The organism is Polynucleobacter sp. (genome assembly GCF_030693775.1).
Classification (GTDB): Bacteria; Pseudomonadota; Gammaproteobacteria; order Burkholderiales; family Burkholderiaceae; genus Polynucleobacter.
Map to the genome: position 1 here is coordinate 95,717 of NZ_JAUXZY010000005.1, position 23,492 is coordinate 119,208.

A 23,492-nucleotide genomic window follows, 5' to 3' on the forward strand; every position below is an offset into this window, starting at 1 on the left:
AACTACGTCATTACTCCAGATGCGCCTTTAAAAATGCGTGGGTACGTTGCCACGCCTCCTTGGTAGCTGCGGCGTTGTATTGCAATGGCGGTAAATGCCGCGCATCGGCTTCCGGATTCGTAAAGGCATGCTTTGCATCATAGCGATAGAAGGTATAGGGCGTGTTTGCCGCTTTGAGATTAGCCTCCAACTGATCCACACCAGTAATCGGGAAGAATTCATCGTGCAAAGCCCAGTGCCCCTGAAGTGGTTTCTGAATTTTGTTGGCATCAACGTATTCCAGCGGAGGATAGCCATACCAAACCACACTCGCATCCAGCTCAGGCACGTGGACTGCGGATAATAGCGTTAGCGCGCCACCCATACAGAAGCCCGTGACGGCCACTTTGGGGCTGCCGGTTTTCTTGAGGTACTGCACCGCCCCTCGAATATCTTGCGAGGCAACATCACCAAAATTCAGGTCACCCATCAAGTGCTCTGCTTCTTTCGCCTCTAAGGCCAGCTTGCCTCGATACAAATCCGGCACTAAGGCGCGGTATCCGGCTGCCGCCAATTGATCGGCTACGGCTTTAATCTGATCATCCAGACCCCACCACTCCTGAATAACTACCACCCCAGGTCTGTTCGACCCATGTTCTGGCTCAGCAAGATAAGCGCTAACCGATTGGCCATCCGGACGAGTGTATTGAATGAGTGAGTGCATGCAGGTGTACTCCTTATAGAAGTGGGGATAGAATGAAAACGTACACATTAAATTAACACAAATAGGCACAACCGCTATGCTTGCCTCTCCCGATCAAAGCGTATTACTCATCATCGACATGCAGTCCAAGCTCATGCCGGCGATTGAGGACCATACGCATGTGCTTAGCCAATGCATCCGGCTGGCCAAAATTGCCCAGCAACTCGATATACCCATCATTGGGACCGAAGAAAACCCAGAAGGCCTTGGGGAAAACCACCCTGAATTAAAGGCCCTCTGCCAAAAAACCGTGACGAAGTTTCATTTTGATGGCTGCAGTGATGGACTCATCAACCATATCCCCACGGATCGTAAGCAATTGGTATTGGTTGGCTGCGAGGCCCACGTTTGCCTAATGCAAACGGCGCTTGGACTGCTTGAATACGGTTTTGCAGTCTCGATCGCGGTGGATGCCATCGGCTCACGCCAGTCCCTCGATAAAACCATAGCTACTATGCGCCTAAAAGAATCGGGCGCCACACTCAAGACCGTTGAAATGCTGGCATTTGAATGGCTCAGAACCTGCAAGCATCCTAGCTTTAAAAGTGCCTTAGCCCTCATTAAGTAAGCAAGGATCCCGCGCCAAACAAAATATATAAAAAACCGAACCGAATTTGATTTGCATCAAGTCAGCAAGGTTTTTTTGATCAAGAATAGTGTCATGGCAGTGCTAAACTGAGATAACACTTATTTTTATTGCGCCCCGAATACACAAACATCCTTAAGGAGAAACCATGAAAATATTATTACCCGTAGACGGCTCAAAATCCGCCATTAATGCCTGTAAGTACGTCGCTAAGTTATCAGCTGAACTAAAAAGCAAGTGCACTGTCACCTTGATCAACGTGCATGATGATGTTGGTCTTAACCACGTCAAGCAATTCGTAGCTAAGAGCGTGGTCGATGATTACCTCCGTGAAATCAGCGAGAAAGAACTCAAGCCGACACAAAAGGTTTTGGATGCGGCCGGTATCAAATACACGATGGTGATTAAGCGCGGCAATATTTCTGAAGAAATTCTTGCCTTAGCCAGCAAAGAGAAAATGGACATGATTGTGATGGGCTCGAAAGGCCGTAGTGGCTTTGTCGATATGATCATGGGCTCGATTGCACAAAAGATTGTTTCCGGCGCGAAGCAGCCAGTAGTATTAGTCAAATAACTGTCTCACTGCATGCCCCTACAGGGCAGTAAAAAAGCCTCGCTGATTGCGAGGCTTTTTTTGTTTCAGTACAGTGAAAATAGATTACGTTGTGCCGTAGTTCTTGGCAATAAAGAAAACTTTATCCACATCGGTTTTCCATACAACCCCATCACCAATTTGCCCGGTCTGACATACTTCGACGATGCGATCCATTAGGCGATCAGCCACGTCATCGCTACAAACAATTTCAATCCGCACTTTTGCCGAATAGTCGGTTAGCTCTTCTTTGATCGATGATTTAGCAGTACTGCCTGGCGCACTGCAGCCTTCCACGCGGGTTACGGTCATCCCAGGAAAGCCAGGTGTATCCATCAAGGCATTTCGTAGGGCAGGAAGTCGCCCGGGACGAAAGACGGCTTTAATTTCGATCATGCTTCTATCTCTTTTTCTTCAAATGTACGGTACAAGACCGGCAATACCAACAATGTAAGGGCAGTTGAAGTAATTAAACCTGAAATTACCACTACTGCCAAGGGCCGAGTGACCTCTGAGCCCGGACCACCCGAGAAGAGCATCGGCACCAAAGCCAACATTGCCACCGATGCCGTCATCATCACCGGCCGGAAGCGATGCTCACACCCTTCAATCAAGGCATCTTGCATGGAACGCCCCTCTTCTCGCAGCTGCTTAATAAAGGAAATTAATACGACCCCATTAAGCACCGCAATGCCCCACAAATTAATAAATCCAACCGCTGCAGGTACGGATAAATACTCGCCGCTAATGAGCAAGCCAAAAATGCCGCCAATCGATGCAAACGGCAGCACCAAAATAATCAAACCAGCCAAGCGGATCGAATTAAACAACATGAACAGGAGGAAAAAAATCGCCGCAATGGTGATGGGGATAATGATCATCAAACGCGCCATCGCCCGTTCCATGTTTTCAAACTGGCCACCCCATTGCAAGGTATATCCCTCAGGTAGTGATACTTTCTTGGCGATTTGCTCTTGGGCCTCTTTTACAAAACCACCCAAATCTCGGCCCTCCACGTTCACACCAATCACGAGGCGACGTTTGCCGCTCTCGCGCGAGATTTGCGCAGGGCCATCAATCAGACTAATCTCGGCTAAGTCGCGGAGTAATACTTGAGCACCATTGGGTGAATGCAAAATAATCCCTGAAATTGCTTCAATGTTGTCGCGATATGGCGCAGGATAGCGCAGCATCAAGGGGAAGCGGCGCTCACCTTCATACACAATCGAGGCTTGTTTGCCACCGATCGCAGTTTCGATGACTTCATTGACATCCGAAACATTAATGCCGTAGCGCGCAATCGCATCTCGATCGATCTTAATATTGAGGTAGTTTTGGCCTGACGCCTTTTCAATACGTAAGTCGGTGCTGCCCTTCATATTGCTGAGCACTTGACTGATTTGATCGCCGAGCTTTTTAAGCTCGCCAAGGTCTTCACCAAAAATCTTGATGGCAACCTGCGAGCGTACACCCGAGACCATCTCATCGACCCGCGCGGCAATCGGCTGAGAAATCGACAGCTCAACACCGGGCAAGGTTTTTAACTTCTCCCGAATTTGGTTCGCAATCTCTTCCTGGCTTAAATCCCGATCACCCAACGGCTTGAGCGTGACAATGGGATCCGATTCAAAGGGTTGACCTGGATCAGCAGGCGACTCACCACGACCTAAGCGCGACACAACGCGCTCAACACCTGGCACGGTCATGATGCGCTTCATTGCCTCAAATTCCAGCTTAATGGACTCATCCAAGGAAATATTAGGCGACTTGGCAATTAAAGGCGTAATCGAACCCTCTTGCATGACTGGAATAAAGGATTTGCCGAGCATCGTGAATGCAACAAAACTTGTCAGTAACAAAATAACGGCGCGCTTCACGACCAATTTCGGATTACCCAAACACCAATGGAGCCACTTGGTATAGGGTGTTCTGAGGGTTCTAACAATACGCGTATCTTCTTCGCCGCCGCCCTTCAAGATATAGGAGCACAAGACCGGCGAAAGCGTAAACGACAGAATCAAGGATATGGTTAAGGCAATCGCAATCGTGATGGCCATGGGCGCAAACATTTTGCCCTCCATGCCCTCCAAAGAAAGCAATGGCATGAATACCAAAATAATGATGCCAACACCGAATAGGACTGGCTTACCCACTTCAGTAGCTGCTTCTAAGATGATGCGGTTTTTGGATTCGCCTGATTTAAGGCGGGCGCCTAATTTAGCAAAGGTATTTTCCACTACCACCACCGAGCCATCGACCATAATGCCCACCGCAATGGCAAGGCCCCCAAGCGACATCAAGTTCGCCGATATGCCATAACGATTCATGACCAGGAAGGTCAGGAGCGGCGTGAGAATTAAAGTCGCCACGACGATGATCGACGAGCGCACATCACCCAAAAATAAGAAGAGCAAGACAATCACCAGGATGATGCCCTCAATCAATACCTTGGCTACGTTAAACATCGCCGCATCAATCAGGTCGGTGCGATCATAAAAAGGGATGATCTGCAAACCGTCTGGTAACAGTTTTCCCTCATTAATTTCACGAACCTTTAACTTAATCCGGCTCACTACCTCGCGCGCATTACCCCCACGAATCATTTGCAGAATTCCCACAACACTTTCGGTAGTTCCATTAAGTATGGCGGCGCCCTGTCTGACTTCACTGCCGATGGTGACATCCGCTACGTTACGAACATAGACCGGCGTACCCCTAACCTCTTTTAAGATGATCTTGCCAATGTCTTCAGGCTTCGCGATTAAACCGACGCCGCGGATTAGGTAGCGCTCAGAATAGGTGGGCAACTGTCCGCCACCAGAATTGGCATTGTTGCGGGCTAAAGCTTCGTAGACATCCTGCAGGCTAATTTGGTAATGGCGCAGGCGTTCTGGATTAACTAGGACCTGATACTCTTTGGCGTATCCACCCATGGTGTTAATTTCTGCAACGCCAGGTACCGAGCGCAGCATTGGCCGTACAACCCAGTCTTGAATTGTCCTGCGCTCAGCGAGCTCATCCGCACCAATTTCTTTATTACCATCGGTGGGGTGGTTAATGGTGTATTGATAGACCTCACCCAGGCCAGTGGATAGCGGTGCTAAAACAGGCACAACACCAATTGGCATGCGCGAAGCAGCCTCGATCAAGCGCTCTAACACCAATTGCCTTGCAAAATAGACATCGGTTTTTTCGGTAAAGACGAGGGTCACAATGGAGATGCCATTGCGATTAAGGGAGCGCATCTCAACTAAACCCGGTAAACCCGTCATACTGAGCTCAATCGGAATGGTGACAAAGCGCTCTACTTCTTCGGGTGATCGGCCTGGGGCCTCACTTGCAATCTGAACCTGCACGTTGGTCACATCCGGGAAGGCGTCGACGGACAAGCGCTTGGTAGCAATCAAACCTGCAATCAACAGTACCACTGAAATAATCAGGATCAATAGACGCTGCTGTAGCGCAAGGCGGACTATTTTTTCAATCATGGCGTGGGTTTATTTACCTAAATAAGAGTGGCAAGGAAATTGGGCACATTAACCACCGGAAAGCTGCTTTTTGCGCTCGGTATTGAGGTGATAAGCACCTTGAATCACGATCTCAGCGCCTTCTTTAAGCCCCGACAATACCGGCCGAAAGCCCTTACCTTCTGGACCAAGCTTCACCTGAACCATGCGGTAGCGATCATCGTCCTCACGCACATAGACGTAGTCGTTATTGTCCTCGCGCACAATTGCTTCCAATGGAACAAGCAAGCGCTCACGGGGCTGACTATCAATCAGCATCGTAGCCAACATGCCGGGTTTCACTTGCCCGCTTTGATTAGGAACATCCATGCGCACTAAAACGGTTCGGGTTGTTGGATTGACGATGGAATCGACGTGCGATACCACCCCTTCAATCTGCTGATTGCGCAATGCCGGAACAATAATCGAGGATTTTTGCCCCTTCCGAATCAAATACGCTGCACTCTCGGGCACCTCAGCAATGGCCCACAAGGCATCTAAATCAGCAATGGTAAAGAGTGCGTCCGCAGGCTGAACCACTTGCCCCTTGGTAATTTTGCGCTCGACGATCTCACCATCAATTGTTGCCAATACATTGTTGATCGATTTAATCACGCTGGTTTTAGCAAGCTGGTCAATACTGGCTTGATCCATTCCCTGCACGCGCAATTGATCATTCGCCGCGCCAAATTGGGCCTTGGCACTAGTTGCCTCCGCCTCGCGACGCTGCAACTCGGCGAGCGCAATCACATCCTCTTTATACAAAATACGTGCGCGATTAGCTGCCTGCTCAGCAAGCTGGCTGCCGCTTCTGGCCTGTAAGTACGACAGTTGCGATTGGGTTAATTCAGTTGAGGTTATTTTTGCCAGCAAGTCACCTTGTTTCACCATTTGACCTGGAAAGCCTAAGATTTCCGAGACCCGTCCAGTGACGTTGGCGCCAATACGCGCTAGAAAAGATTCATTAAAGTCAATGCGTCCAGAAACCCGCACTTCTTCGGTAAATTGACCCAGCTCTGCTTTGCCATCTTTAATCATGCTGCGCAAATCGTCATTCACATAAACAATATTGGGGTCCTGAACTGATTTGACGGCTGGCTTAGGATCAAATACATCGAAATAGTTGAGTGTTGAGAAGACAATAATCAACCACGGCAAAACAAACAGGCCCTTTTTAAACCATTGCGGGGCTTGTAAATAGGTATCCGTGAATGCGGGCACGCGCGCTGCAAGCCAGTCAAATGCCTGAATATAAAGCTGCTTTTGCGTCGCCTTAACGCTGTCATAGGCTTCTTCAGCGTATTGCAAAAGACGATTTTTTAAGACGATCAACTGATCTCTAATTTGCTTGAGAAGAATCAGTAACTGGGGATTCATTTTTTATCACCTTCGAGTTTGGCGACCCACTCTGGACTCGCACGTAAACGCTGAATCTCCGTCGTGATCGATGCCAGATCAAAACGGGCTTTAATTAAGTCATTGCGGGCTGCACGAAAGGTGCGCTGTGCATCAAGATATTCGAGCATGCCGCGCTCGCCAAAGCGGTATGAAATTTCTGCAATGCGGCGAGCACTAGCGGCCAACTGGACCACCTCTTGATCTAAGATTTGCACTTGGTAACTGGCAATCAGGTAGAGCTTGTAGGCGGACTGCATTTGCTGCTCTAAGCTTTGCATTTGAGCATTGAATTCATTTTTGGCTTTGGATGCATTGGCCTCAGCCTCGGCAATTTGTCCACCCCTAAAATCCCAAATGGGAATAGTCACCACCAATCCATACAATCGATCGGTGAAATTTGGGTCATTGTATTGCTGGGCTTTCACCGCCAAGTTAGGCAGGCGTGAATTTTTTTCAAAGCTAAGCCGTGATTGCGTTGACTCTACTTGTGCTTTTGCTTTTTGCAGTTCAGGACTTTGATTGCGTACCTCATTGAGTAGGGTCTCGAGTGGCGGCAACTCGTTTGCTTTTTGGTTATACGCTGCCACCGAAAAATCAGCTGCAAGCTGATGCCCTACCGTCTGACGCAGCAATCCACGTGCTTGCTCGATGCGCAGCTTGCTCGATTCTGCATTCATTTGCGCATTCAAAAATTCCGTCTGCGCTCGGATCAATTCAAAGCGTGCGGTCTCGCCGACGTCATAGCGCAGTTGCATGCGATCCCGAATTTGTTTGGTTAGATCCAGGTCCTCATTCGCTGCGCGCGCCTCAGCCTCCCTGCGGAGCAACTCGTAATAACGCATTTGTACATTCGCAATTGCTTCCACCTCAAAAGCAATACGCGTAGCTTGCGCACCGCGAGCATTCGCCTCTGCTGCATCAACACGGGGGAAACGGGTATACGGCATATCCAGTGGCTGCGTCACCGACCAAGAGGAGACATTGCCGGTAGTCAATGGTCCAGTGGCCGAGCGCTGCTGTCCGGTGTTGTATTCAAACTGAGGGTTGGGCACGGCTTTAGCAGCGCGTAACTGCCCAGCGGCAGCGGCAGCTTGGTCGCGTGCAGCCAATATACGGGGATTGGATTCCAATGCCAGCTGAATTAATTGTTCCAAGCTGTAGATAGTGCCAGGAGCCGCGGCTACCGCTTTTTGTGTTGGCGGCGGCAAATCTGATTTGGGCTGGGCAGATGCGTGTGATGCACCGATGACCAACGCTGCCGCAAAGGGCATGCAAGCCATCAATCTACCAATTCGGAAATATCGATTACGCATCTAGTACCTGAGAAATAAAAAACCATTAACCATTCATTAAAACCAATGGTCTTGCCTTGGACCTATGTCCACCCCAATACCGGCTTGGAGCCTCATCAAACAAGGTCCAAACGAAATGACGGTAAACGGGACTCATTGCTGAGCTAGCTACTCCCCAGTGCTTCGTTACAAGAATTAAAACATAAAGTTAGAGAAATTGCGGCTTTGCACAAAAAACCGCAATACCCATAAAAACTATGGGATTACCCCCCTCCACCATTGCATTTTGACGAATAGCAAATCACTGGGCATTTGCCATTCGCTTCGACCAAAGAGATAAATTACTGGGTCTATGCAGACTCAATAATGGCATTAAAGGTTTTGCTGGGGCGCATCACTGCCTCACACTTCTCCGGTTCTGCAAAATAATATCCGCCGATATCAACTGACTTACCTTGAACGCTATTGAGCTCATCCACGATGGTTTTTTCTTGCGCCTCAAGAGCCTTTGCGATTGGGGCAAAGTGAGCCTGCAATTCTTTATCTTCGGTTTGCTGGGCCAATGCTTGAGCCCAATACATCGATAAGTAAAACTGACTGCCGCGATTATCGAGCTCGCCCGTTTTAGTGGATGGCGATTTTCGATTCTCGAGCAGAGCGCCAGTTGCCTCATCTAAAGTGCGCGCCAAAATTTTGGCTTTTTGATTGCCGGTTTTGTCGCCGATATCTTCCAGAGATACAGCTAGCGCCATAAACTCACCTAAAGAATCCCAGCGCAAGTGATTTTCTTCCACCAATTGTTTGACATGCTTCGGAGCCGAGCCGCCCGCACCCGTCTCAAATAGTCCGCCGCCAGCCATCAAGGGCACAATCGACAGCATCTTAGCGCTGGTACCCAACTCCAAAATGGGGAACAAGTCCGTGAGGTAGTCACGCAAAATATTACCGGTGACAGAAATCGTATCCTTGCCGCGGATCACGCGCTCTAAGGTGTAACGCATCGCCCTCGTTTGCGACATGATCTGAATATCAAGGCCGTTGAGGTCGTAATCCTTTAAGTAGGTCTTAACTTTTTTAATTAACTCGGCCTCATGGGGGCGATACTCATCCAGCCAGAATACAGCTGGAGTATTCGACAAGCGAGCACGGTTGACGGCTAATTTGACCCAATCCCGAATCGGTGCATCCTTCACTTGGCACATGCGCCAAATATCGCCCTCTTCTACCTGCTGCTCAATCAAAACAGTGCCATCATCGGCAACGATACGAGCAGTGCCAGCTTCCGCGATTTCGAAGGTTTTATCGTGGGAGCCGTACTCTTCTGCTTGTTGCGCCATTAAGCCAACGTTGGGTACTGTACCCATCGTTTTGGGATCAAAGTTGCCGTGGGTTTTACAGAAATTAATGATTTCTTGGTAAATGCGGGCAAAGGTACTTTCGGGAATCACCGCTTTGGTATCTTGTGGCCGACCGTCTGCACCCCACATCTTGCCGCCGATGCGAATCATGGCTGGCATCGATGCATCGACAATCACATCGCTCGGTGAGTGCAAGTTCGAAATACCCTTAGCCGAATCCACCATCGCTAAGGCGGGACGATGCTCATGGCATGCATGTAAATCTCTGATTACTTCTTGGCGCTTGGAGTCGGGCAAGGATGCAATCTTGTCATACACACTGCTCAGGCCATTGTTGGCATTTACGCCAAGCTCTGCAAAGAGTTTTTCATGTTTTGCAAAAGCATCTTTATAGAAGATTTTGACTGCATGGCCAAAGACAATCGGGTGCGAGACCTTCATCATCGTCGCCTTCACGTGCAAGGAAAACATCAGCCCAGTCTTATAGGCATCTTCCATTTGTTCTTCATAAAAAGCACAGAGGGCTTTTTTACTCATGAACATGCTGTCAATGACTTCGCCCTCTTGCAGGCTAATCTTTGGCTTCAAAACAATCGTTTTGCCACTCTTGGTGACGAGGTCCATCTTGACATCGCAAGCCTTCGTCATCGTCATCGATTTTTCGCTGGAATAAAAATCGCCGCCATGCATATGTGATACATGGGTGCGGGATGCCTGACTCCAAACTCCCATGGAGTGGGGGTTGTTGCGCGCATAGCGCTTGACCGCGGCAGGCGCGCGGCGATCGGAATTGCCTTCACGCAATACTGGATTCACAGCGCTGCCTAAGCATTTTGCATACCGCGCCCGAATGGCTTTCTCTTCATCATTCTTGGGGTCATCTGGAAAATCAGGAATGGCATAGCCTTTGCCTTGCAACTCTTTAATGGCATCTTGAAGCTGAGGCACAGACGCGCTAATGTTGGGCAACTTAATGATGTTGGTGTCGGGCTGCAAAGTCATCTTCCCGAGCTCGGCCAAATTGTTGGGCACACGCTGTGCCTCCGTTAGCTTTTCTGGAAATTCAGCCAAGATTCGAGCTGCTACAGAGATGTCACTTTTGACAATATCAACCCCAGCCGATTTCGCAAACGCGCTGATGACTGGCAAAAATGCACAGGTTGCAAGCGCAGGGGCTTCGTCTGTGAAGGTATAAATGATCTTTGAATTTCCTGATGCCATGACTATTCCTTAAATTGGATATCGCAATTGAGCATGGTTTTTTCACCCGCCCGATGCATGCCGCACGCCATGAATGCTGCGGGCGCACAATAAAAATCCGACATGCAGACAACCTAGTTTAAAGCATCGCCTTTGCAGAAAAGGCGCCGGTTTTATATACTGAGATGGCATATTGCTGAATAAACTGCATTATCCCTTCTAATGCACTAATTTAGTGCATTTTGATCACCCTTCCACCAAACTAGACTACCCAATCCATGAATACCCCTCTCAAACTCGGTCTATTGATTCTGGCTGGAGGCCTGGCTGTGGCATTCTTGATGCCGCATTCGGGTGACAAATCGCCACCCCCTTCCAACCCCTCTTCTACAAAGGCAAATACTGTGAGCGAATTCCAAAAAATTGACACTGTTGTCGGCAGCGGTGCCGAAGCAACGGCCGGATCGGATGTGTCCGTCCATTACACCGGCTGGCTGCATGATCCAGCTGCTCCGGATTTAAAAGGCAAAAAATTTGATAGTTCAGTCGATCGCGGCCAAGCATTTGAATTTCCCTTGGGCGGCGGTCGCGTCATTAAAGGCTGGGATGAAGGTGTTGCCGGCATGAAAGTCGGTGGCAAGCGCACCTTAATCATTCCTGCAGAGATGGGCTATGGCGCGCGCGGTGCTGGCGGCGTTATTCCACCCAATGCAACGCTGGTATTCGATGTGGAGCTACTCGGCGTTAACTAAAGTACTGAGCCTACTCAATACGAAAAAGCCTTCCTTGAACGGAGGGCTTTTTTATTTTTCAGGGGTCGGAAAGCGCGTACCGCAATACCTACAGTATTGATTTGTTGTTTCGTGACCATCGGTACAACAGGCATCGCAGGTTTTTTTTGCGACAAATTCTTGGTTACGGCGATGCGCAAACTCCGCAGTCACAATCCCCGTTGGCACAGCCAAGGTACCCCAGCCCATCAGCATCATGGCCGAGGAAATCAGTTTGCCCAAATCGGTGTGCGGAGTGATGTCACCAAATCCGACGGTTGTCATGGTTGTGATTGCCCAATACACCGCAATCGGAATACTTGTAAATCCATTGCTCGGTCCCTCAACTACATACATCACCGAGCCCATCACGGTTACTACCATCAATACCACCGATAAAAACACCAGAATCTTGCGCCTACTCGCCGAAAGGGCTTCAGCCAGATGCTGATACTCCGACATGTATGCGGTTAATTTAAAGATGCGGAACATCCGAATCAAACGCAATACGCGTACATCAATGAGTGCATGCAACTCAGGAAAGAGAAGTGCTAAATACGTCGGGACTACCGCCAGAAAATCAATCACCCCATAAAAACTCGTTGCGTAACGCCAGCGGTACTTCGCACAGTACAGGCGCGCAATGTATTCAATACTGAAGAGTATCGTGAACATCCACTCGAGCGTGACTAATTGATTGTGGAACTGCTTTGAAATCGATGCCACGCTATCGAGAACGACCACCAGTACGGAGAGCAGGATGGCGTAAATTAAAACGCGATCAAATAACAAACCCATCTTGGTATCGGATTCAAAAATAACCACATACATGCGCTCCTTCAATGTATGCGCTGTGTGGTGTTTTGGATCGGCGGAATGGGCTGTCATCGTGGTATCGATACTAAATCAGTTGCATCTGCTTTTTACGAATCAGTCCAAATGCCCCAATTGCTATTGGGTGGCGATGGCTGATTCCAGCGCAGAGGGTATTTGGATTGCCCTACTCCCAAGCGACTCCACACGCAAGCCACTATAAAAATGGTGAGTACTCCCAGCATCACTACTGCGCCCAAATGCATGAGCCCTGCTTGTGCCTGAATCATGATGAGTGGATTGGCGCCTGCTGGCGGGTGAACGGTTTTGGTAATTAGCATCAAGACGATCGTGATGACCACCGCAAGTGCCATCACCCATAGAGCGTTTCCGGCAAGCTGGTATGCGGCAATACCAACGGCAGCCGCAATAAAGTGACCGCCAAACAATGCGCGAGGCTGTGCCGGAGGCAATGTGGTTAAACCAAACAAAAATAAAGTAGAACCGCCCAAGGATGCCAGAAGCAGTGGCGTAGTCGAATTTCCCGTAACCCACAGTGCGGCCGTAATGGCAATGGCGGATCCCAATGCAACCCACACCAAGCGTAGAAAAATAGTTCTCATGCCACTACGATACAAGCAAATCTGGGGGTACTACGATAAAACTAGGGTGGATTGGGCTTGCTTGGGCAACGGGCCTTTGCAAGGCGCAGTAGAGGCGGTCCAAAAAACCCTGAAATACCATGGCGGTGCTTAGCAAAAAAACGGTAGCTGGGCCGCAAAATCGGCATCATCCAACGGCGCGTAAAAATCCATGTCATCAGCGGCAAATTGGCACGGCGGTATGCCTCCCCAAACACGGCCACTCCATTAATGGGCGACTCGCCTTCGATCTGACCATACATGCTTGCTAAGGCCTCTTCACAAGACACACCCACTGTTTGCGGATCGTATTGCGCTGAATTAATGTCAACAAAATGGAGTAGACCTGCTTGATTGCGACTTTGCAAAAAAAGGATTTCTGCCTGGCATAAGGGGCAGGCACCGTCGTAAAAAAGGGTGAAGGGTTTCATCGCCCGTGGGACTGCTTGTATTGGGTCGGGCAATACGCACGATCCACATCGGGACTACGTAGTGCGCTGTGTTTGGTAGCGCGGCCCGTCACACGAGCACGCCACAAACGAAAGGAGCCAGACTTTAAATTGGCGCGCATGAGGCGAATCACTGCAGGCTCTGCTAGGCCATAAGTACGCAAAATGGCCTCAAACGGAGTGCGATCCTCCCAGGCCATCTCTATGATGCGCGATACATCTGCCGAGCTGAGCTCTGCTGTGGTTGAGGGTGAATGATCTAGGGATGACATACCAAGCAAGTGTAGAGCTTATTCACTAGAATGGTGTGATCCCTACTTCATTCAATCTGTCATGCAGCTCCCTGCCCCTCGTATCGCTCGTCTTAGTTTGCTAGCTTGCCTACTCGGCGGCTTAGCGGCTTGCGATAAAAACGACTACACCACCTGGAGTTGCATTCCGGGGGCGGATGGAGCAAAAGTAACCATGGTACTTAGTCGCTCGCTCATGACCCTCGATCCACCGCAGAGCGCAGCCAATCCATCGAGTAAGAACCAGACTGACTTGCGTTTTTGTGGCAGCTTGGGGCACGACAGCTATTTCGATGCGCGTTGCCCGGCCGATACGCAATCGGCCCTGATCCGGTTTACACCCGGATCCGGAGCGCTCCGTCTCGGCACCCAAACGATGCAGTGCACCGTTCTTTGATTCGTTTCTTGATACGCCATGCCGACTAAAAATCCACTCAGTCCAAAAAAATTATTGCTGACGAAGTGGACTGCCGTTCACCCCGTTAAAAAACAAAAGCATTTTTTGGTGAGTAAAGTCATTCTTCCTGAATTGCCGCACGAGGCCATCCAGCACGTCGAAATTGAAGCCGTCTTTAGTAAAGAGGTACGGCAAATTGATTGGCGTGAGTTAACCGATGTCGCTAAATGGAAACAGGGCTGGGTTTAAATGATGCCATCACTACCCGAGGGTTATCGCGCCCTCATCATCGGCTCATCTGGAACGATTGGGTCTGCTTTTTTAGAGCTGCTTCAGGCCGATCCCCGTTGCAGCCAAGCGATCGGCATTCATCGTCACTCCAGTCCAGCGATTAACTACGCAGATGACGCATCGATTGGAATGGCTGCAGAGGCCTTGATGTCCAGCGGACCATTTCACCTCATCATCAATGCTATTGGTGTCTTGCATACCGATACTTGGAGCCCTGAAAAGAAACTAGCTGATTTGTGTTTTGGCCAGCTAGAGGCGATCTTCAAGATTAATACGTTTGGCCCGGCTCTAACCTTAGCTAAGTTCAGCGCCCTGCTCGCTAAAGACAACGCCATCATGGCCGTGATCTCAGCCAAAGTGGGCAGCATTGAAGACAATCGCTTGGGTGGCTGGTATAGCTATCGGGCATCCAAAGCAGCCCTGAATATGCTGCTCAAAACGACGGCGATTGAATTACGACGTACACAAGCTAATACCAAGTTAATTGCACTCCACCCCGGCACCGTCAACTCACGCCTCTCCAAGCCCTTCAAGGGCGAACAAATCGGTCGACATGCGATCGATGCGGCGCGCGATATGCTGGCCGTACTCAATCAATTGCCGCTCTCTGAATCCGGCAGCTTTTACAGTTACGCAGGGGAAAAATTGCCATGGTAATGCGAGCACGATTCCAATTCTGTCAAGGCGCGATGGCTATGTTAGTCATGATGCTTTGCCTCAGCACTACTGCGCTTGCTAACTTAGCTGGCCCAATGACGGATGGTCAGCACATTCTGTTGATGCGTCATGCGGACGCCCCTGGCTTTAGTGATCCTGCAGGCCATCGCCTTGATCAATGCAGTACGCAGCGTAATTTGGGCGAGTTCGGAAAAAAACAAGCTGAGCGCACTGGGCAGTGGCTGAGCCAGCAAGGCATTGAAAGCGCGAAAGTCTTTAGCAGTCCATGGTGCCGCTGCATCGACACTGCAACCCTATTAAAAAAGGGTCCGGTCACCATTGATCCAGCGCTGGGTTCTTTTTTTGAAAACATGAGTCAAGCGAATCAAAAAACGGAAGCTCTGCGTCAGCTGGTACAAAAGAGCTTGAAGCAATTCCCAAAGACACCCATCATCATGGTCAGTCACCACGTCAATATCGAGGCGTTCACTGGAGTGGTGCTTGGCTCAGGTGACATGGTCCTCGTCAAAATCGGCCCGAATGGCAAACCGATATCGCATCAGGTGTTTCCGGGCATGCGCTAACCCACAGAACAAAGAAGCACCGGATTTACCGCTCCATTACCCTGCGCAGTTGTTCCAAGAAGAGTTCTTCGCCATGTTGCACGCCTGTATGCCAATCGGCGCCAGCGGAAGCATCGGCATCATCCGTAATGTATTTGAATGAGCGCCATGGAATAGCAGCATCGTGCGCCACTGCGGCAATGGCAAAGAGTTCCATATCCACCACATCAATGGCTTGTGCAATTAGCCATGGGTCAGTTTCCGTTACAAAACTATCACCAGAGCCGCACACATAAACACCGCCATCGGATAGGTAGGCATTCGGGCGCTTAGAAAATGGTACCTCTCCACGTGGAGCCAAGGGTTCTGCAAAAACATCCCTCTGCACGACCTTACCAATGTCGAGCAAGCCATTCACAGCCGGGTTAATTCGCCCTACGGTACCAAAATTAATGATCTCCCGTGGACTATAGGTTTGGATTGCCTTAAAGGTTGCAATTGCAGCGTTTACTTTTCCAATCCCGGTATAAACCACTGCAGTTTCTGGCGGGAGGCGTTTTGGATCGAGCTCATTCTCTAAAGCGGTAATAATGACGAAAGGATGACTCATCTCAACATAAACCTTATGTAGTTGTTATCTCAGAAGCAATACGCAGCGCAGACCAATGGTGACACTAAATTCATGAAAACCCAGCCAATGCAATTACTCGATTATCTGCCAACCATCGCTGACTTTCCAAAGCCAGGCATTCAGTTTCGGGATATTTCCCCACTACTGGGCGATCCAGCTGCCTTTGCCGAGGCCATCCGGCACATGGCCGCCATTGCTCAGCAGTTTGACTACAGCCACATCGTTGGGGTCGAATCGCGGGGATTTGTGTTTGCCTCAGCACTTGCACTGCACAACCAAAAAAGCCTGGTGCTGGTCCGCAAGCCCAATAAGCTGCCGCTGGCCAGTCACCGAGAGTCATATGGCTTGGAGTACGGATCGGACGCACTGGAAATCCAAAGCACATCCTTGCCTACTGGCTCGCGGGCGCTGTTGATTGATGATGTGTTGGCAACCGGTGGCACACTCATTGCCGCCTCTCAACTGGTTAAGCAAGTCGGGGCTCATGCCATTGCATCGATCTGCCTCTTGGAAATTGAATGCTTAGGCGGCAGGGATAGATTAGAAAGCCATGGCATCGTCTCCCATGCTGTTTTAAAGACACCCTAGTAACGATTCAGGCCGCTTCCTATCTCCGCTTCCTATCTTATTGCGCGATGTGTTGATTAGGAAAATAAAGCGGCAGGACGCCAGCGCCCAATGGGCAACTCTACCAAGCGGTATAAATAGTTTGCTGCAATCCAGCTCAGCACAGACACAAGCCCGATGGCAGCGACAGCTACTGCTGGGCTTTGCACACCCAATGCAATGAGTGCAGTGTTGGCCAAGAGGATGAATGCAAAGTGTATTAAGAAAGCACAATACGCCCGAGCGCTCGCCCATTGCATTGCACTGGCAAGCCACGCTTGCGGATGTGAGTAGGTTCTATTCCCTGCATACAGCAATAAAAATGCAATGCCGAGCGCAAGATAATTACGCAGCCAAACTGAATGCAGCGCAGAGAGAAGCAAAATGATGGTAATCGCTATTAGTACCTTTTTTGCGCTGACATGATTGACGCTTTTCTGCATTGCATTCAGGCTACCAGCCCAATATGCCAGGATGCCTAATCCATAGGCGCCGATAAAGTAAATGAAGCTATCTTCAAAACTAGCATGGCGATTGAAGTATAAGAGCGATGCCACAATCAACATAGATACGATACCGATACGCACCATCTGCCGCTGAAACACCGCATAGATCACCGCCAGCGCTGTAAAAAGCTGCCAATCAATTGCCACATACCAAACCCCTGCCGAGATAGACTCATACCCCATCACGCCTTGCAATAAAAATAGGTGCGCCAAAACTTGGGGGATGGTTTCGGGCTGACCAATGTACTCGTCTGCAGACCATTGGCGTGCCAGTGCCGCACACACCATGGTGATCAATAAAGCAACGATATACGGTCCAACCAAACGCAAGTAGCGACGAATCGCCAGTTGCGCTACTAATCGAGATCCACTTACCTTTGAATGCGCATGGCTTATCGCAACGGCTTTTTCAGCAGACTGCGCTGCGAGGTAGCCCGCCATCACTAAAAATACTTGAACGGCATACCTGCCGTAATCAAATAAGATACTACTGAGATGGGGCAACTGGAGCGAAGCTGCTAAAGCCAATTGACCATAACTAACGCAGTGGTGCAAAACAATAATCTGCGCAGCAAACACTTTCAAACCATCAATCAACCAATACTGAGATCCTTCAGGCTTCATTCGGCGGCTTTGATTTTGGCTTGCCAGAGAATGCAGCCAATAGCGGATTAGCCTTTACTAGCTCATCGGCCAGCTGTTGTTTGGTTTTGGCCTGCGCCCCTGATCCAGGGCCCTTTACTTTGGCAGCATTTTTCATCTTATGTGCTACGGATAAGCCCAGGTTTTTGTATAAGTCTGTTTTTTTCATGGGGATTTTCCTAGCTCACTGAAGGGTGGGATTCGCTGAAGGCCAATAACGGCGCTCAACTTACTTACGACACAAAGGGGGTTTTCATTACTTTTGACCACCTTTTCTGTTTATTTTATGCTGTAGGATCAGTTAAGTTACATCAAACTGGTATTTTGACTTGATGTTCTTTTTGTTTATCTACTTTGGAGTTTGATATGGCCACCAGCACTGTTCCCGCAATTAATTTACGCAATTCCGTTACGGAATGCGCCCAGTCCCTTAAAAAGGAGAATGCAGGCAAGTTTTACAACTACGGCATTCGGGATTGCGCTGCATCGATCGCAGCCCTGAAGGCAAAGTAAGCCTATCAACCCTTATCTAGTAATATTTTAATAAAAACAATGGGTTGAGAGGGTTTTTTGCACTCAATATTTGTAAGTATTTACTAACTTAAAATGATGTCGCATTTATTAAGTTAATCAGAAAGACAAATTTGGTTGTTTTTAACTATCACTCTAATACAAAAATACGATTATTTAGAGCCCAAAGATCCGCATAATTTGTCTGTGGCGATCGCTTCAGTCTTTGATTGAAATGCATCGCCTCCATTTTGATTTAACTGAAAACAAGGAGCCCTTAAATGAGCAAAACTGTAAAAGGCACAAAGACTGAAGAGTCCTTGAAGGCCGCATTCGCTGGCGAATCCAAAGCCAATCGCCGTTATTTGTATTTCGCAAACATGGCTGACGTTGCTGGTGCAAACGACGTAGCTGCTGTTTTCCGTTCCACCGCTGAAGGTGAAACAGGTCACGCCCATGGTCACATGGAGTATTTGATTGCTGGTGGTAGCGGCGATCCAGAAACTGGCTTGCCAGCAAAGACTGTTGAAGATGCACTCAAGTCCGCTATCGCAGGTGAGACACATGAGTACACCGACATGTACCCAGGTATGGCTAAGACAGCACGCGACGAAGGCTTTGACGAAATCGCTGACTGGTTTGAGACTTTAGCGAAGGCTGAGCGTAGCCACGCAAACAAGTTCACCAAGACTTTGGAAGCGCACTTAGCAAACGTGTAATTGCATTTGCCGTGATTGAAAAAGGCTGCCTCGGCAGCCTTTTTCTTTTGTGCTCTCAATACCTTATTGCCGGCTGCTTTTATTTCCTCCTCAGGAAATAGGAAGGCGTCGAGTTTGGGGTGTACGACTAACCCAAAATAAAAATGGCCATCCGAAGATGGCCATTGCCTAATTCAAAAACTGCTGACTAGAAATTAAGCCTTCTTAGCCCATGCAGAGCACCAGCCTGCGCCAGCCACTTTTTTGGCACCAAACAGGCTGCAACCACCAGTAGGGCCAGAGCCTTGATATAGAGCACAGTTAGAGCAAACTTGACCAGCTGCGTACTTAGGAAACTTGGCTTTGTTTACTTTAGTTGCATCTGCTACATAACCGAGGGCAGCAGCTTGTGGATCGGTTTCAGCAACCATGGCTTGAGCCTGAACAGTATTGCTGAGCGCAATGCTGCAAGCACCGGCAGCGGACATGATCATAAATTGGCGACGACTAGTTTTCATACATTCTCCAAAGGGTGGTACGCGGAACAATTAACAATGCAAATAATTCTGTCTGAATCATAAAACAGATGGGCCATATGCTGGAATACAGCTTTAAGTATCTGATTTATATGACTATTTGATTGAGAACCGTTCTCAATTTGAAAACAGCCCTAGCACACCCTTTTTAGCGGCGGTCCATTAGCGCCAAAAACTCCCGGCGCAAGTTGGCGTCTTTTAAGAAGGCGCCGCGCATAACGCTATTCACCATCTTCGAATCGCGATCTTTCACTCCGCGCCACTGCATGCAAAAGTGATCTGCATCCATCACAATCGCAACCCCAACAGGGCGAATCTTTTTCTCGAGCATATCAGCAAGGTGCACCACGGCTTCTTCCTGAATTTGGGGACGGCACATCACCCACTCTGTAAGGCGTGAGTATTTCGATAGGCCAATCAGTGCCGATTCTTTGCTCGGCAACACCCCAATCCAGACACGGCCCATGATGGGGCAGAGGTGATGCGAGCAGGCGCTGCGAACCGTAATCGGGCCAATGATCATAAGTTCGTTAAGGTGACTAACGTTTGGGAATTTTGTGAGTGATGGTTGCTCAACGTAACGGCCATTAAACACTTCATTGACAAACATTTTGGCAACGCGCTGGCTAGTGTTACGGGTATTGTGGTCACTCTCCGTATCAATCACCAAGCTTTCTAAAACGGCTTGCATCTTCACTGCGACCTCATCGACCAAACCCTCTAAATCACCTGGCTCAATGAACTGGGAAATATTGTCGTTGGCATGAAAGCGGGCTTTCTTTGCCTGTATGCGACGACGAATAATGGTCGACAGCGGCACGCCATCCTCGGCCTTGGACTGTGTCGGCTTCTTTACGGCGGGCTTTGGTGCCACGACTTTCTTTGCTACCTTTAGGGGGCTACTGCTCTTGCGGGTGCTGGTTTTGGTGGCGGGCATAGGATGTTTAGGTACGTTAATGAATTCATGAATGGTAATCAAAAATGATTACCTTCACAGGCCAGGGTTAAATCTGGAAAAAGATAGCAATGATTGCTGCTAGCGCTACAGTCCAAACGGCAGTGCGCAATTTAGGCCAGTCAGCAACGTAGCAAACAATGAAAGCAATCCGTGCTAACACGTAAATGACTGCCAGAAAATCAATACGCTCTTGCGGCGCTTGTGTAATCGCTGCTATTGCGATTGCAGCAAAAAAGAAAGGGATCGATTCAAAGGTATTGGCTTGCGCTGCATTGGCGCGCGCCCGAAAACCAGTTTGCTTTGCCAACCATTGACGCGGATTACTGTTATCAAAATCTTTAAAGCCGAACTTAGCAATGCCTGCCGCTACGATCGGCAGTAAGCCTGCAATCAACACGCATGCAAATGCGATGGTCATTCCACTTTCTCCGCGGGGGTTGGTGGTGTTGTTTTTTTCTTGCCAATGCGCATCTCAGTACCATTCATTAAATTGCGAATGTTGCTCCGATGACGCCAGATCAGTAAAGTACAAACTACGCTAAGGGCAATTGCCATCGGCTGAAAACCGAACAAGAAAACAAAATAAATTGGACCGAAGACAGCGGCAGCCAAGGCAGCGAGTGAGGAGTAGCGCAAAAAGAAAGCCACAATCAACCAGGTTGCCAAAGTTGCTAGGCCCAGCGTCAAATTAATGCCAAATAAAATTCCGCAGGCGGTTGCAACTCCCTTGCCTCCCTTGAATCCATGAAACAAGGGATACAGATGCCCCAAGAAAACAGCAATCACTACGCCGCAGAAAATCCACGCAGCTGCGCCTTGGGTCACCATCGCCTCACCCAATACCAAACGAGCCAGGATCACTGCCACAAACCCTTTAAGGGCATCGCCAAGCAATGTCAGTACTGCAGCGCGCTTATTACCCGTGCGCAGCACATTGGTTGCGCCAGGATTTCCGGATCCATAGGAGTAAGGATCGGGCAAGCGCATGCATTTACTTACAACGACCGCAAATGAAATCGAGCCAATGAGATATGCGAAGGGGATTAACAGCCAAGTCATAACGCTATCTTAATCATTATTCCTAAATGGTTTTAAAACCAGGGACTGCTTGACCCCAGATAGGGACTAGATTGACTAGCCTCTGGGGTGATGGTGCTGATGAATGGATTTGAGCCGCTCTCGCGCTACGTGAGTATAAATCTGCGTAGTCGATATATCGGCATGACCCAGCAGTAACTGCACCACCCTCAGATCGGCGCCGTGGTTGAGTAAATGCGTGGCAAAGGCATGGCGCAGGGTATGCGGTGACAGTGCTACCGGAATTTGCGCGATTGCAGCATAGCGCTTAATCAAAGCCCAAAATGCTTGGCGGGTGAGAGCGCCACCGGTATGCCGACCAATAAATACCGCATCGGAAGTTTTGCCGGCCAATAGGGTTGCCCGCGTTTCTCCAAGGTATTTACGCAACCATTCTCCTGCTTCGCCACCAAAAGGTACTAGCCGTTCTTTGCCACCCTTGCCATTCACGATGCGCACGATGCCTTCATTGAGGCTGATGGCCACGGTTTTCAGGCTAACGATTTCGGAAACGCGTAGGCCACTGGCGTACATCAATTCCAACATAGTGCGATCGCGCAAACCCAAGGGGGTTTCGATGTCGGGCGCCTGGATTAAGCGGGTGACTTGATCTTCGCTTAAGGTCTTCGGAAAGCGCTGCGCCTGTTTGGCGGCACGCAAGGTCATGCACGGATCCCGCTTTACCCACTGGTGACGTAAGGCGTGGCGATAAAACCGTTTAAACACCGTGAGGCGTCGATTGGCAGTAGTCGCTTTATCTGTTCGACGGCATGCAATATATGCTGTTAATTCAGTTTCGGTGGCGGCATATAAATCGATGCCGCGCTCCTGTTGCAACCAGTGGGCTAGTAAAAGCAAATCCCGTCGATAGGCAGCGAGGCTGTTTTTGGCGAGGCCGTCTTCTAGCCAGCAGGCATCGCAGAATCGCTCAATTGCTTCTTGTGTTGCCGGCGAAATAGCGCGTAACTTAGAATCGGCATCAGCTGTTGCATTCGATATCGATGCCATCAAAGGACTAAGCTCGCTTAATTTTTAATCGTCTGAGATCAGCGGTTGAAAATAGCTGACTACGGCCCACAATATGCGACGGCTTAAGCCTACCAGATTGAACATAGCGGCGTAAGGTTGGTAGAGATACCTCTAGATACTCTGCCGCTTGCTCTGCTGAGAAGCGGGTATTTTTTAGGTGGCCGAATACTTCTTCATGGGTTTGCATATCTACCCAACTCAGAGGGCTATTCGGCAATGCTTGCATAGAACTCTTAATCCCTAAAGTTATCAAAACCCAATGGTGCTTCGCTAACATCTTTGCGCAGCAATGCCATCACTGCTTGCAGATCATCCCGCTTGCCACCGGTAACGCGTACCGCGTCCCCCTGAATACTGGCTTGCACTTTTATCTTGCTGTCTTTGATGATGCGCACAATTTTTTTCGATAAATCCGAAGTCACACCTTTTTGAATCTTCATGCTTTGCTTGCGCTTATCGCCGCCAATCGTTTCCAGCTTGTCGTCTTTGAGGTAGCGTACGTCAACGTTGCGTTTAGCCATTTTATTAATCAGGACATCGCGCACTTGACCTAATTTAAAGTCATCGTCTGCAAATAAAATGAGTAGCTCTTCTTTGAGCTCGACCCTGGAATCTGATCCCTTAAAGTCGAAGCGGGTAGAGATCTCTTTATTGGCCTGTTCAATGGCGTTCTTTAATTCCACCATATTTGGCTCGCACACTACGTCAAATGTTGGCATTTATTGCTCCTATTTACTCAAAATTACGGAAGACG

The 23,492-nt window shown here is 49.1% G+C and carries 30 protein-coding genes; 10 read left to right on the plus strand and 20 right to left on the minus strand.

Going from position 1 to position 23,492, the window contains the following annotated elements; all coding sequences use genetic code 11:
* Nucleotides 1-10: 10 nt before the first annotated feature.
* Nucleotides 11-703, minus strand: a complete 693-nt coding sequence (locus Q8M75_RS08410) for a dienelactone hydrolase family protein (RefSeq protein WP_305488451.1) — start codon at nt 701-703, stop codon at nt 11-13.
* A 76-nt stretch (nt 704-779) separates the two neighbouring features.
* On the opposite strand from Q8M75_RS08410, the gene Q8M75_RS08415 reads away from it, so the two are divergent.
* Both Q8M75_RS08415 and Q8M75_RS08420 read left to right on the plus strand, forming a co-directional pair.
* On the plus strand, nt 780-1,310 hold the full coding sequence (locus Q8M75_RS08415) for an isochorismatase family protein (RefSeq protein ID WP_305488453.1): 531 nt from the start codon (nt 780-782) through the stop codon (nt 1,308-1,310).
* A gap of 166 nt (nt 1,311-1,476) precedes the next feature.
* Nucleotides 1,477-1,902 (plus strand): universal stress protein, encoded by a 426-nt coding sequence (locus Q8M75_RS08420; RefSeq protein ID WP_305488455.1) that lies wholly within the window; start codon nt 1,477-1,479, stop codon nt 1,900-1,902.
* Nucleotides 1,903-1,986: 84 nt separating this feature from the next.
* Here the strand turns inward: Q8M75_RS08420 and Q8M75_RS08425 are convergent, their stop codons facing one another.
* The 5 genes from Q8M75_RS08425 to Q8M75_RS08445 form a co-directional block, all read right to left on the minus strand.
* Nucleotides 1,987-2,316: a P-II family nitrogen regulator gene (locus Q8M75_RS08425; RefSeq protein ID WP_108468512.1), complete on the minus strand. Its 330-nt coding sequence runs from the start codon at nt 2,314-2,316 to the stop codon at nt 1,987-1,989.
* A complete protein-coding gene (locus tag Q8M75_RS08430; protein ID WP_305488457.1) occupies nt 2,313-5,408 on the minus strand; it encodes an efflux RND transporter permease subunit in 3,096 nt (1,031 codons plus the stop codon). The genes Q8M75_RS08425 and Q8M75_RS08430 overlap by 4 nt, the downstream gene beginning before the upstream one ends.
* A 48-nt stretch (nt 5,409-5,456) precedes the next feature.
* Nucleotides 5,457-6,803 carry an efflux RND transporter periplasmic adaptor subunit gene (locus tag Q8M75_RS08435; protein ID WP_305488459.1) on the minus strand — a complete coding sequence of 449 codons (1,347 nt, stop codon included), beginning with the start codon at nt 6,801-6,803 and terminating at the stop codon, nt 5,457-5,459.
* The gene (locus Q8M75_RS08440; protein WP_305488460.1) at nt 6,800-8,095 is read right to left on the minus strand and encodes a TolC family protein; all 1,296 of its coding nucleotides are present in this window, start codon (nt 8,093-8,095) and stop codon (nt 6,800-6,802) included. The genes Q8M75_RS08435 and Q8M75_RS08440 overlap by 4 nt, the downstream gene beginning before the upstream one ends.
* Nucleotides 8,096-8,466: 371 nt before the next feature.
* Nucleotides 8,467-10,695 carry an NADP-dependent isocitrate dehydrogenase gene (locus tag Q8M75_RS08445; protein WP_305488462.1) on the minus strand — a complete coding sequence of 743 codons (2,229 nt, stop codon included), beginning with the start codon at nt 10,693-10,695 and terminating at the stop codon, nt 8,467-8,469.
* Nucleotides 10,696-11,015: 320 nt separating this feature from the next.
* On the opposite strand from Q8M75_RS08445, the gene Q8M75_RS08450 reads away from it, so the two are divergent.
* Nucleotides 11,016-11,426, plus strand: coding sequence for an FKBP-type peptidyl-prolyl cis-trans isomerase (locus Q8M75_RS08450; protein WP_371131784.1), 411 nt, complete (start codon nt 11,016-11,018; stop codon nt 11,424-11,426).
* A 51-nt stretch (nt 11,427-11,477) separates the two neighbouring features.
* On the opposite strand, the gene Q8M75_RS08455 is transcribed toward Q8M75_RS08450, so the two are convergent.
* From Q8M75_RS08455 to Q8M75_RS08470, 4 genes are read right to left on the minus strand one after another with little or no spacing between them, the layout of a single operon-like run.
* Nucleotides 11,478-12,332 carry an ion transporter gene (locus tag Q8M75_RS08455; RefSeq protein ID WP_305488464.1) on the minus strand — a complete coding sequence of 285 codons (855 nt, stop codon included), beginning with the start codon at nt 12,330-12,332 and terminating at the stop codon, nt 11,478-11,480.
* 35 nt (nt 12,333-12,367) lie between these two features.
* Complete coding sequence (locus Q8M75_RS08460) at nt 12,368-12,880, minus strand: HPP family protein (protein WP_305488466.1); 513 nt, start codon at nt 12,878-12,880, stop codon at nt 12,368-12,370.
* 41 nt (nt 12,881-12,921) lie between these two features.
* A complete protein-coding gene (locus tag Q8M75_RS08465; protein WP_305488468.1) occupies nt 12,922-13,329 on the minus strand; it encodes a thiol-disulfide oxidoreductase DCC family protein in 408 nt (135 codons plus the stop codon).
* Nucleotides 13,326-13,619: a TIGR03643 family protein gene (locus tag Q8M75_RS08470; protein ID WP_305488470.1), complete on the minus strand. Its 294-nt coding sequence runs from the start codon at nt 13,617-13,619 to the stop codon at nt 13,326-13,328. Before Q8M75_RS08470 ends, Q8M75_RS08465 begins: the two co-directional genes overlap by 4 nt.
* Before the next feature lie 61 nt (nt 13,620-13,680).
* Between Q8M75_RS08470 and Q8M75_RS08475 the strand changes: the two genes are divergently transcribed.
* From Q8M75_RS08475 to Q8M75_RS08490, 4 genes are read left to right on the plus strand one after another with little or no spacing between them, the layout of a single operon-like run.
* The gene (locus Q8M75_RS08475; protein WP_305488472.1) at nt 13,681-14,034 is read left to right on the plus strand and encodes a hypothetical protein; all 354 of its coding nucleotides are present in this window, start codon (nt 13,681-13,683) and stop codon (nt 14,032-14,034) included.
* Between the two features lie 18 nt (nt 14,035-14,052).
* Entirely contained in the window at nt 14,053-14,283 is a 231-nt protein-coding gene (locus tag Q8M75_RS08480) for a TIGR02450 family Trp-rich protein (protein WP_305488474.1), read from the plus strand.
* The gene (locus Q8M75_RS08485) at nt 14,284-14,982 is read left to right on the plus strand and encodes an SDR family NAD(P)-dependent oxidoreductase (RefSeq protein ID WP_371131779.1); all 699 of its coding nucleotides are present in this window, start codon (nt 14,284-14,286) and stop codon (nt 14,980-14,982) included.
* 32 nt (nt 14,983-15,014) lie between these two features.
* A complete protein-coding gene (locus Q8M75_RS08490) occupies nt 15,015-15,566 on the plus strand; it encodes a histidine phosphatase family protein (protein WP_305488476.1) in 552 nt (183 codons plus the stop codon).
* A 25-nt stretch (nt 15,567-15,591) separates the two neighbouring features.
* Here the strand turns inward: Q8M75_RS08490 and Q8M75_RS08495 are convergent, their stop codons facing one another.
* Nucleotides 15,592-16,155, minus strand: coding sequence for a 5'-methylthioadenosine nucleosidase (locus Q8M75_RS08495; RefSeq protein WP_305488478.1), 564 nt, complete (start codon nt 16,153-16,155; stop codon nt 15,592-15,594).
* Between the two features lie 72 nt (nt 16,156-16,227).
* On the opposite strand from Q8M75_RS08495, the gene Q8M75_RS08500 reads away from it, so the two are divergent.
* A complete protein-coding gene (locus Q8M75_RS08500; RefSeq protein WP_305488480.1) occupies nt 16,228-16,764 on the plus strand; it encodes an adenine phosphoribosyltransferase in 537 nt (178 codons plus the stop codon).
* A 56-nt stretch (nt 16,765-16,820) separates the two neighbouring features.
* On the opposite strand, the gene Q8M75_RS08505 is transcribed toward Q8M75_RS08500, so the two are convergent.
* Both Q8M75_RS08505 and Q8M75_RS08510 read right to left on the minus strand, forming a co-directional pair.
* Nucleotides 16,821-17,912 carry an acyltransferase gene (locus Q8M75_RS08505; RefSeq protein ID WP_305488482.1) on the minus strand — a complete coding sequence of 364 codons (1,092 nt, stop codon included), beginning with the start codon at nt 17,910-17,912 and terminating at the stop codon, nt 16,821-16,823.
* Complete coding sequence (locus Q8M75_RS08510) at nt 17,902-18,099, minus strand: hypothetical protein (RefSeq protein ID WP_305488484.1); 198 nt, start codon at nt 18,097-18,099, stop codon at nt 17,902-17,904. Before Q8M75_RS08510 ends, Q8M75_RS08505 begins: the two co-directional genes overlap by 11 nt.
* A 197-nt stretch (nt 18,100-18,296) precedes the next feature.
* Here Q8M75_RS08510 and Q8M75_RS08515 point away from each other — a divergent pair, with 197 nt between their 5' ends.
* Together Q8M75_RS08515 and Q8M75_RS08520 are read left to right on the plus strand one after the other, a co-directional pair.
* On the plus strand, nt 18,297-18,443 hold the full coding sequence (locus Q8M75_RS08515) for a hypothetical protein (RefSeq protein WP_305488486.1): 147 nt from the start codon (nt 18,297-18,299) through the stop codon (nt 18,441-18,443).
* A 278-nt stretch (nt 18,444-18,721) separates the two neighbouring features.
* Complete coding sequence (locus tag Q8M75_RS08520; protein ID WP_108468497.1) at nt 18,722-19,159, plus strand: rubrerythrin family protein; 438 nt, start codon at nt 18,722-18,724, stop codon at nt 19,157-19,159.
* Between the two features lie 194 nt (nt 19,160-19,353).
* On the opposite strand, the gene Q8M75_RS08525 is transcribed toward Q8M75_RS08520, so the two are convergent.
* From Q8M75_RS08525 to Q8M75_RS08555, 7 genes are all read right to left on the minus strand, one after another.
* Complete coding sequence (locus tag Q8M75_RS08525) at nt 19,354-19,656, minus strand: high-potential iron-sulfur protein (protein WP_305488491.1); 303 nt, start codon at nt 19,654-19,656, stop codon at nt 19,354-19,356.
* A gap of 166 nt (nt 19,657-19,822) precedes the next feature.
* Nucleotides 19,823-20,653: a GTP cyclohydrolase I gene (gene folE, locus Q8M75_RS08530; RefSeq protein WP_305488494.1), complete on the minus strand. Its 831-nt coding sequence runs from the start codon at nt 20,651-20,653 to the stop codon at nt 19,823-19,825.
* A gap of 25 nt (nt 20,654-20,678) precedes the next feature.
* Nucleotides 20,679-21,050 carry an MAPEG family protein gene (locus tag Q8M75_RS08535; protein ID WP_305488496.1) on the minus strand — a complete coding sequence of 124 codons (372 nt, stop codon included), beginning with the start codon at nt 21,048-21,050 and terminating at the stop codon, nt 20,679-20,681.
* Nucleotides 21,047-21,691: a glycerol-3-phosphate 1-O-acyltransferase PlsY gene (gene plsY / locus Q8M75_RS08540; protein ID WP_305488499.1), complete on the minus strand. Its 645-nt coding sequence runs from the start codon at nt 21,689-21,691 to the stop codon at nt 21,047-21,049. The genes Q8M75_RS08535 and plsY overlap by 4 nt, the downstream gene beginning before the upstream one ends.
* A 75-nt stretch (nt 21,692-21,766) precedes the next feature.
* A complete protein-coding gene (gene xerD / locus Q8M75_RS08545) occupies nt 21,767-22,717 on the minus strand; it encodes a site-specific tyrosine recombinase XerD (protein WP_305488502.1) in 951 nt (316 codons plus the stop codon).
* 7 nt (nt 22,718-22,724) lie between these two features.
* Nucleotides 22,725-22,964 carry a helix-turn-helix domain-containing protein gene (locus Q8M75_RS08550; protein ID WP_305488505.1) on the minus strand — a complete coding sequence of 80 codons (240 nt, stop codon included), beginning with the start codon at nt 22,962-22,964 and terminating at the stop codon, nt 22,725-22,727.
* Between the two features lie 7 nt (nt 22,965-22,971).
* Complete coding sequence (locus Q8M75_RS08555) at nt 22,972-23,457, minus strand: YajQ family cyclic di-GMP-binding protein (protein WP_108468491.1); 486 nt, start codon at nt 23,455-23,457, stop codon at nt 22,972-22,974.
* Nucleotides 23,458-23,492: the final 35 nt, after the last annotated feature.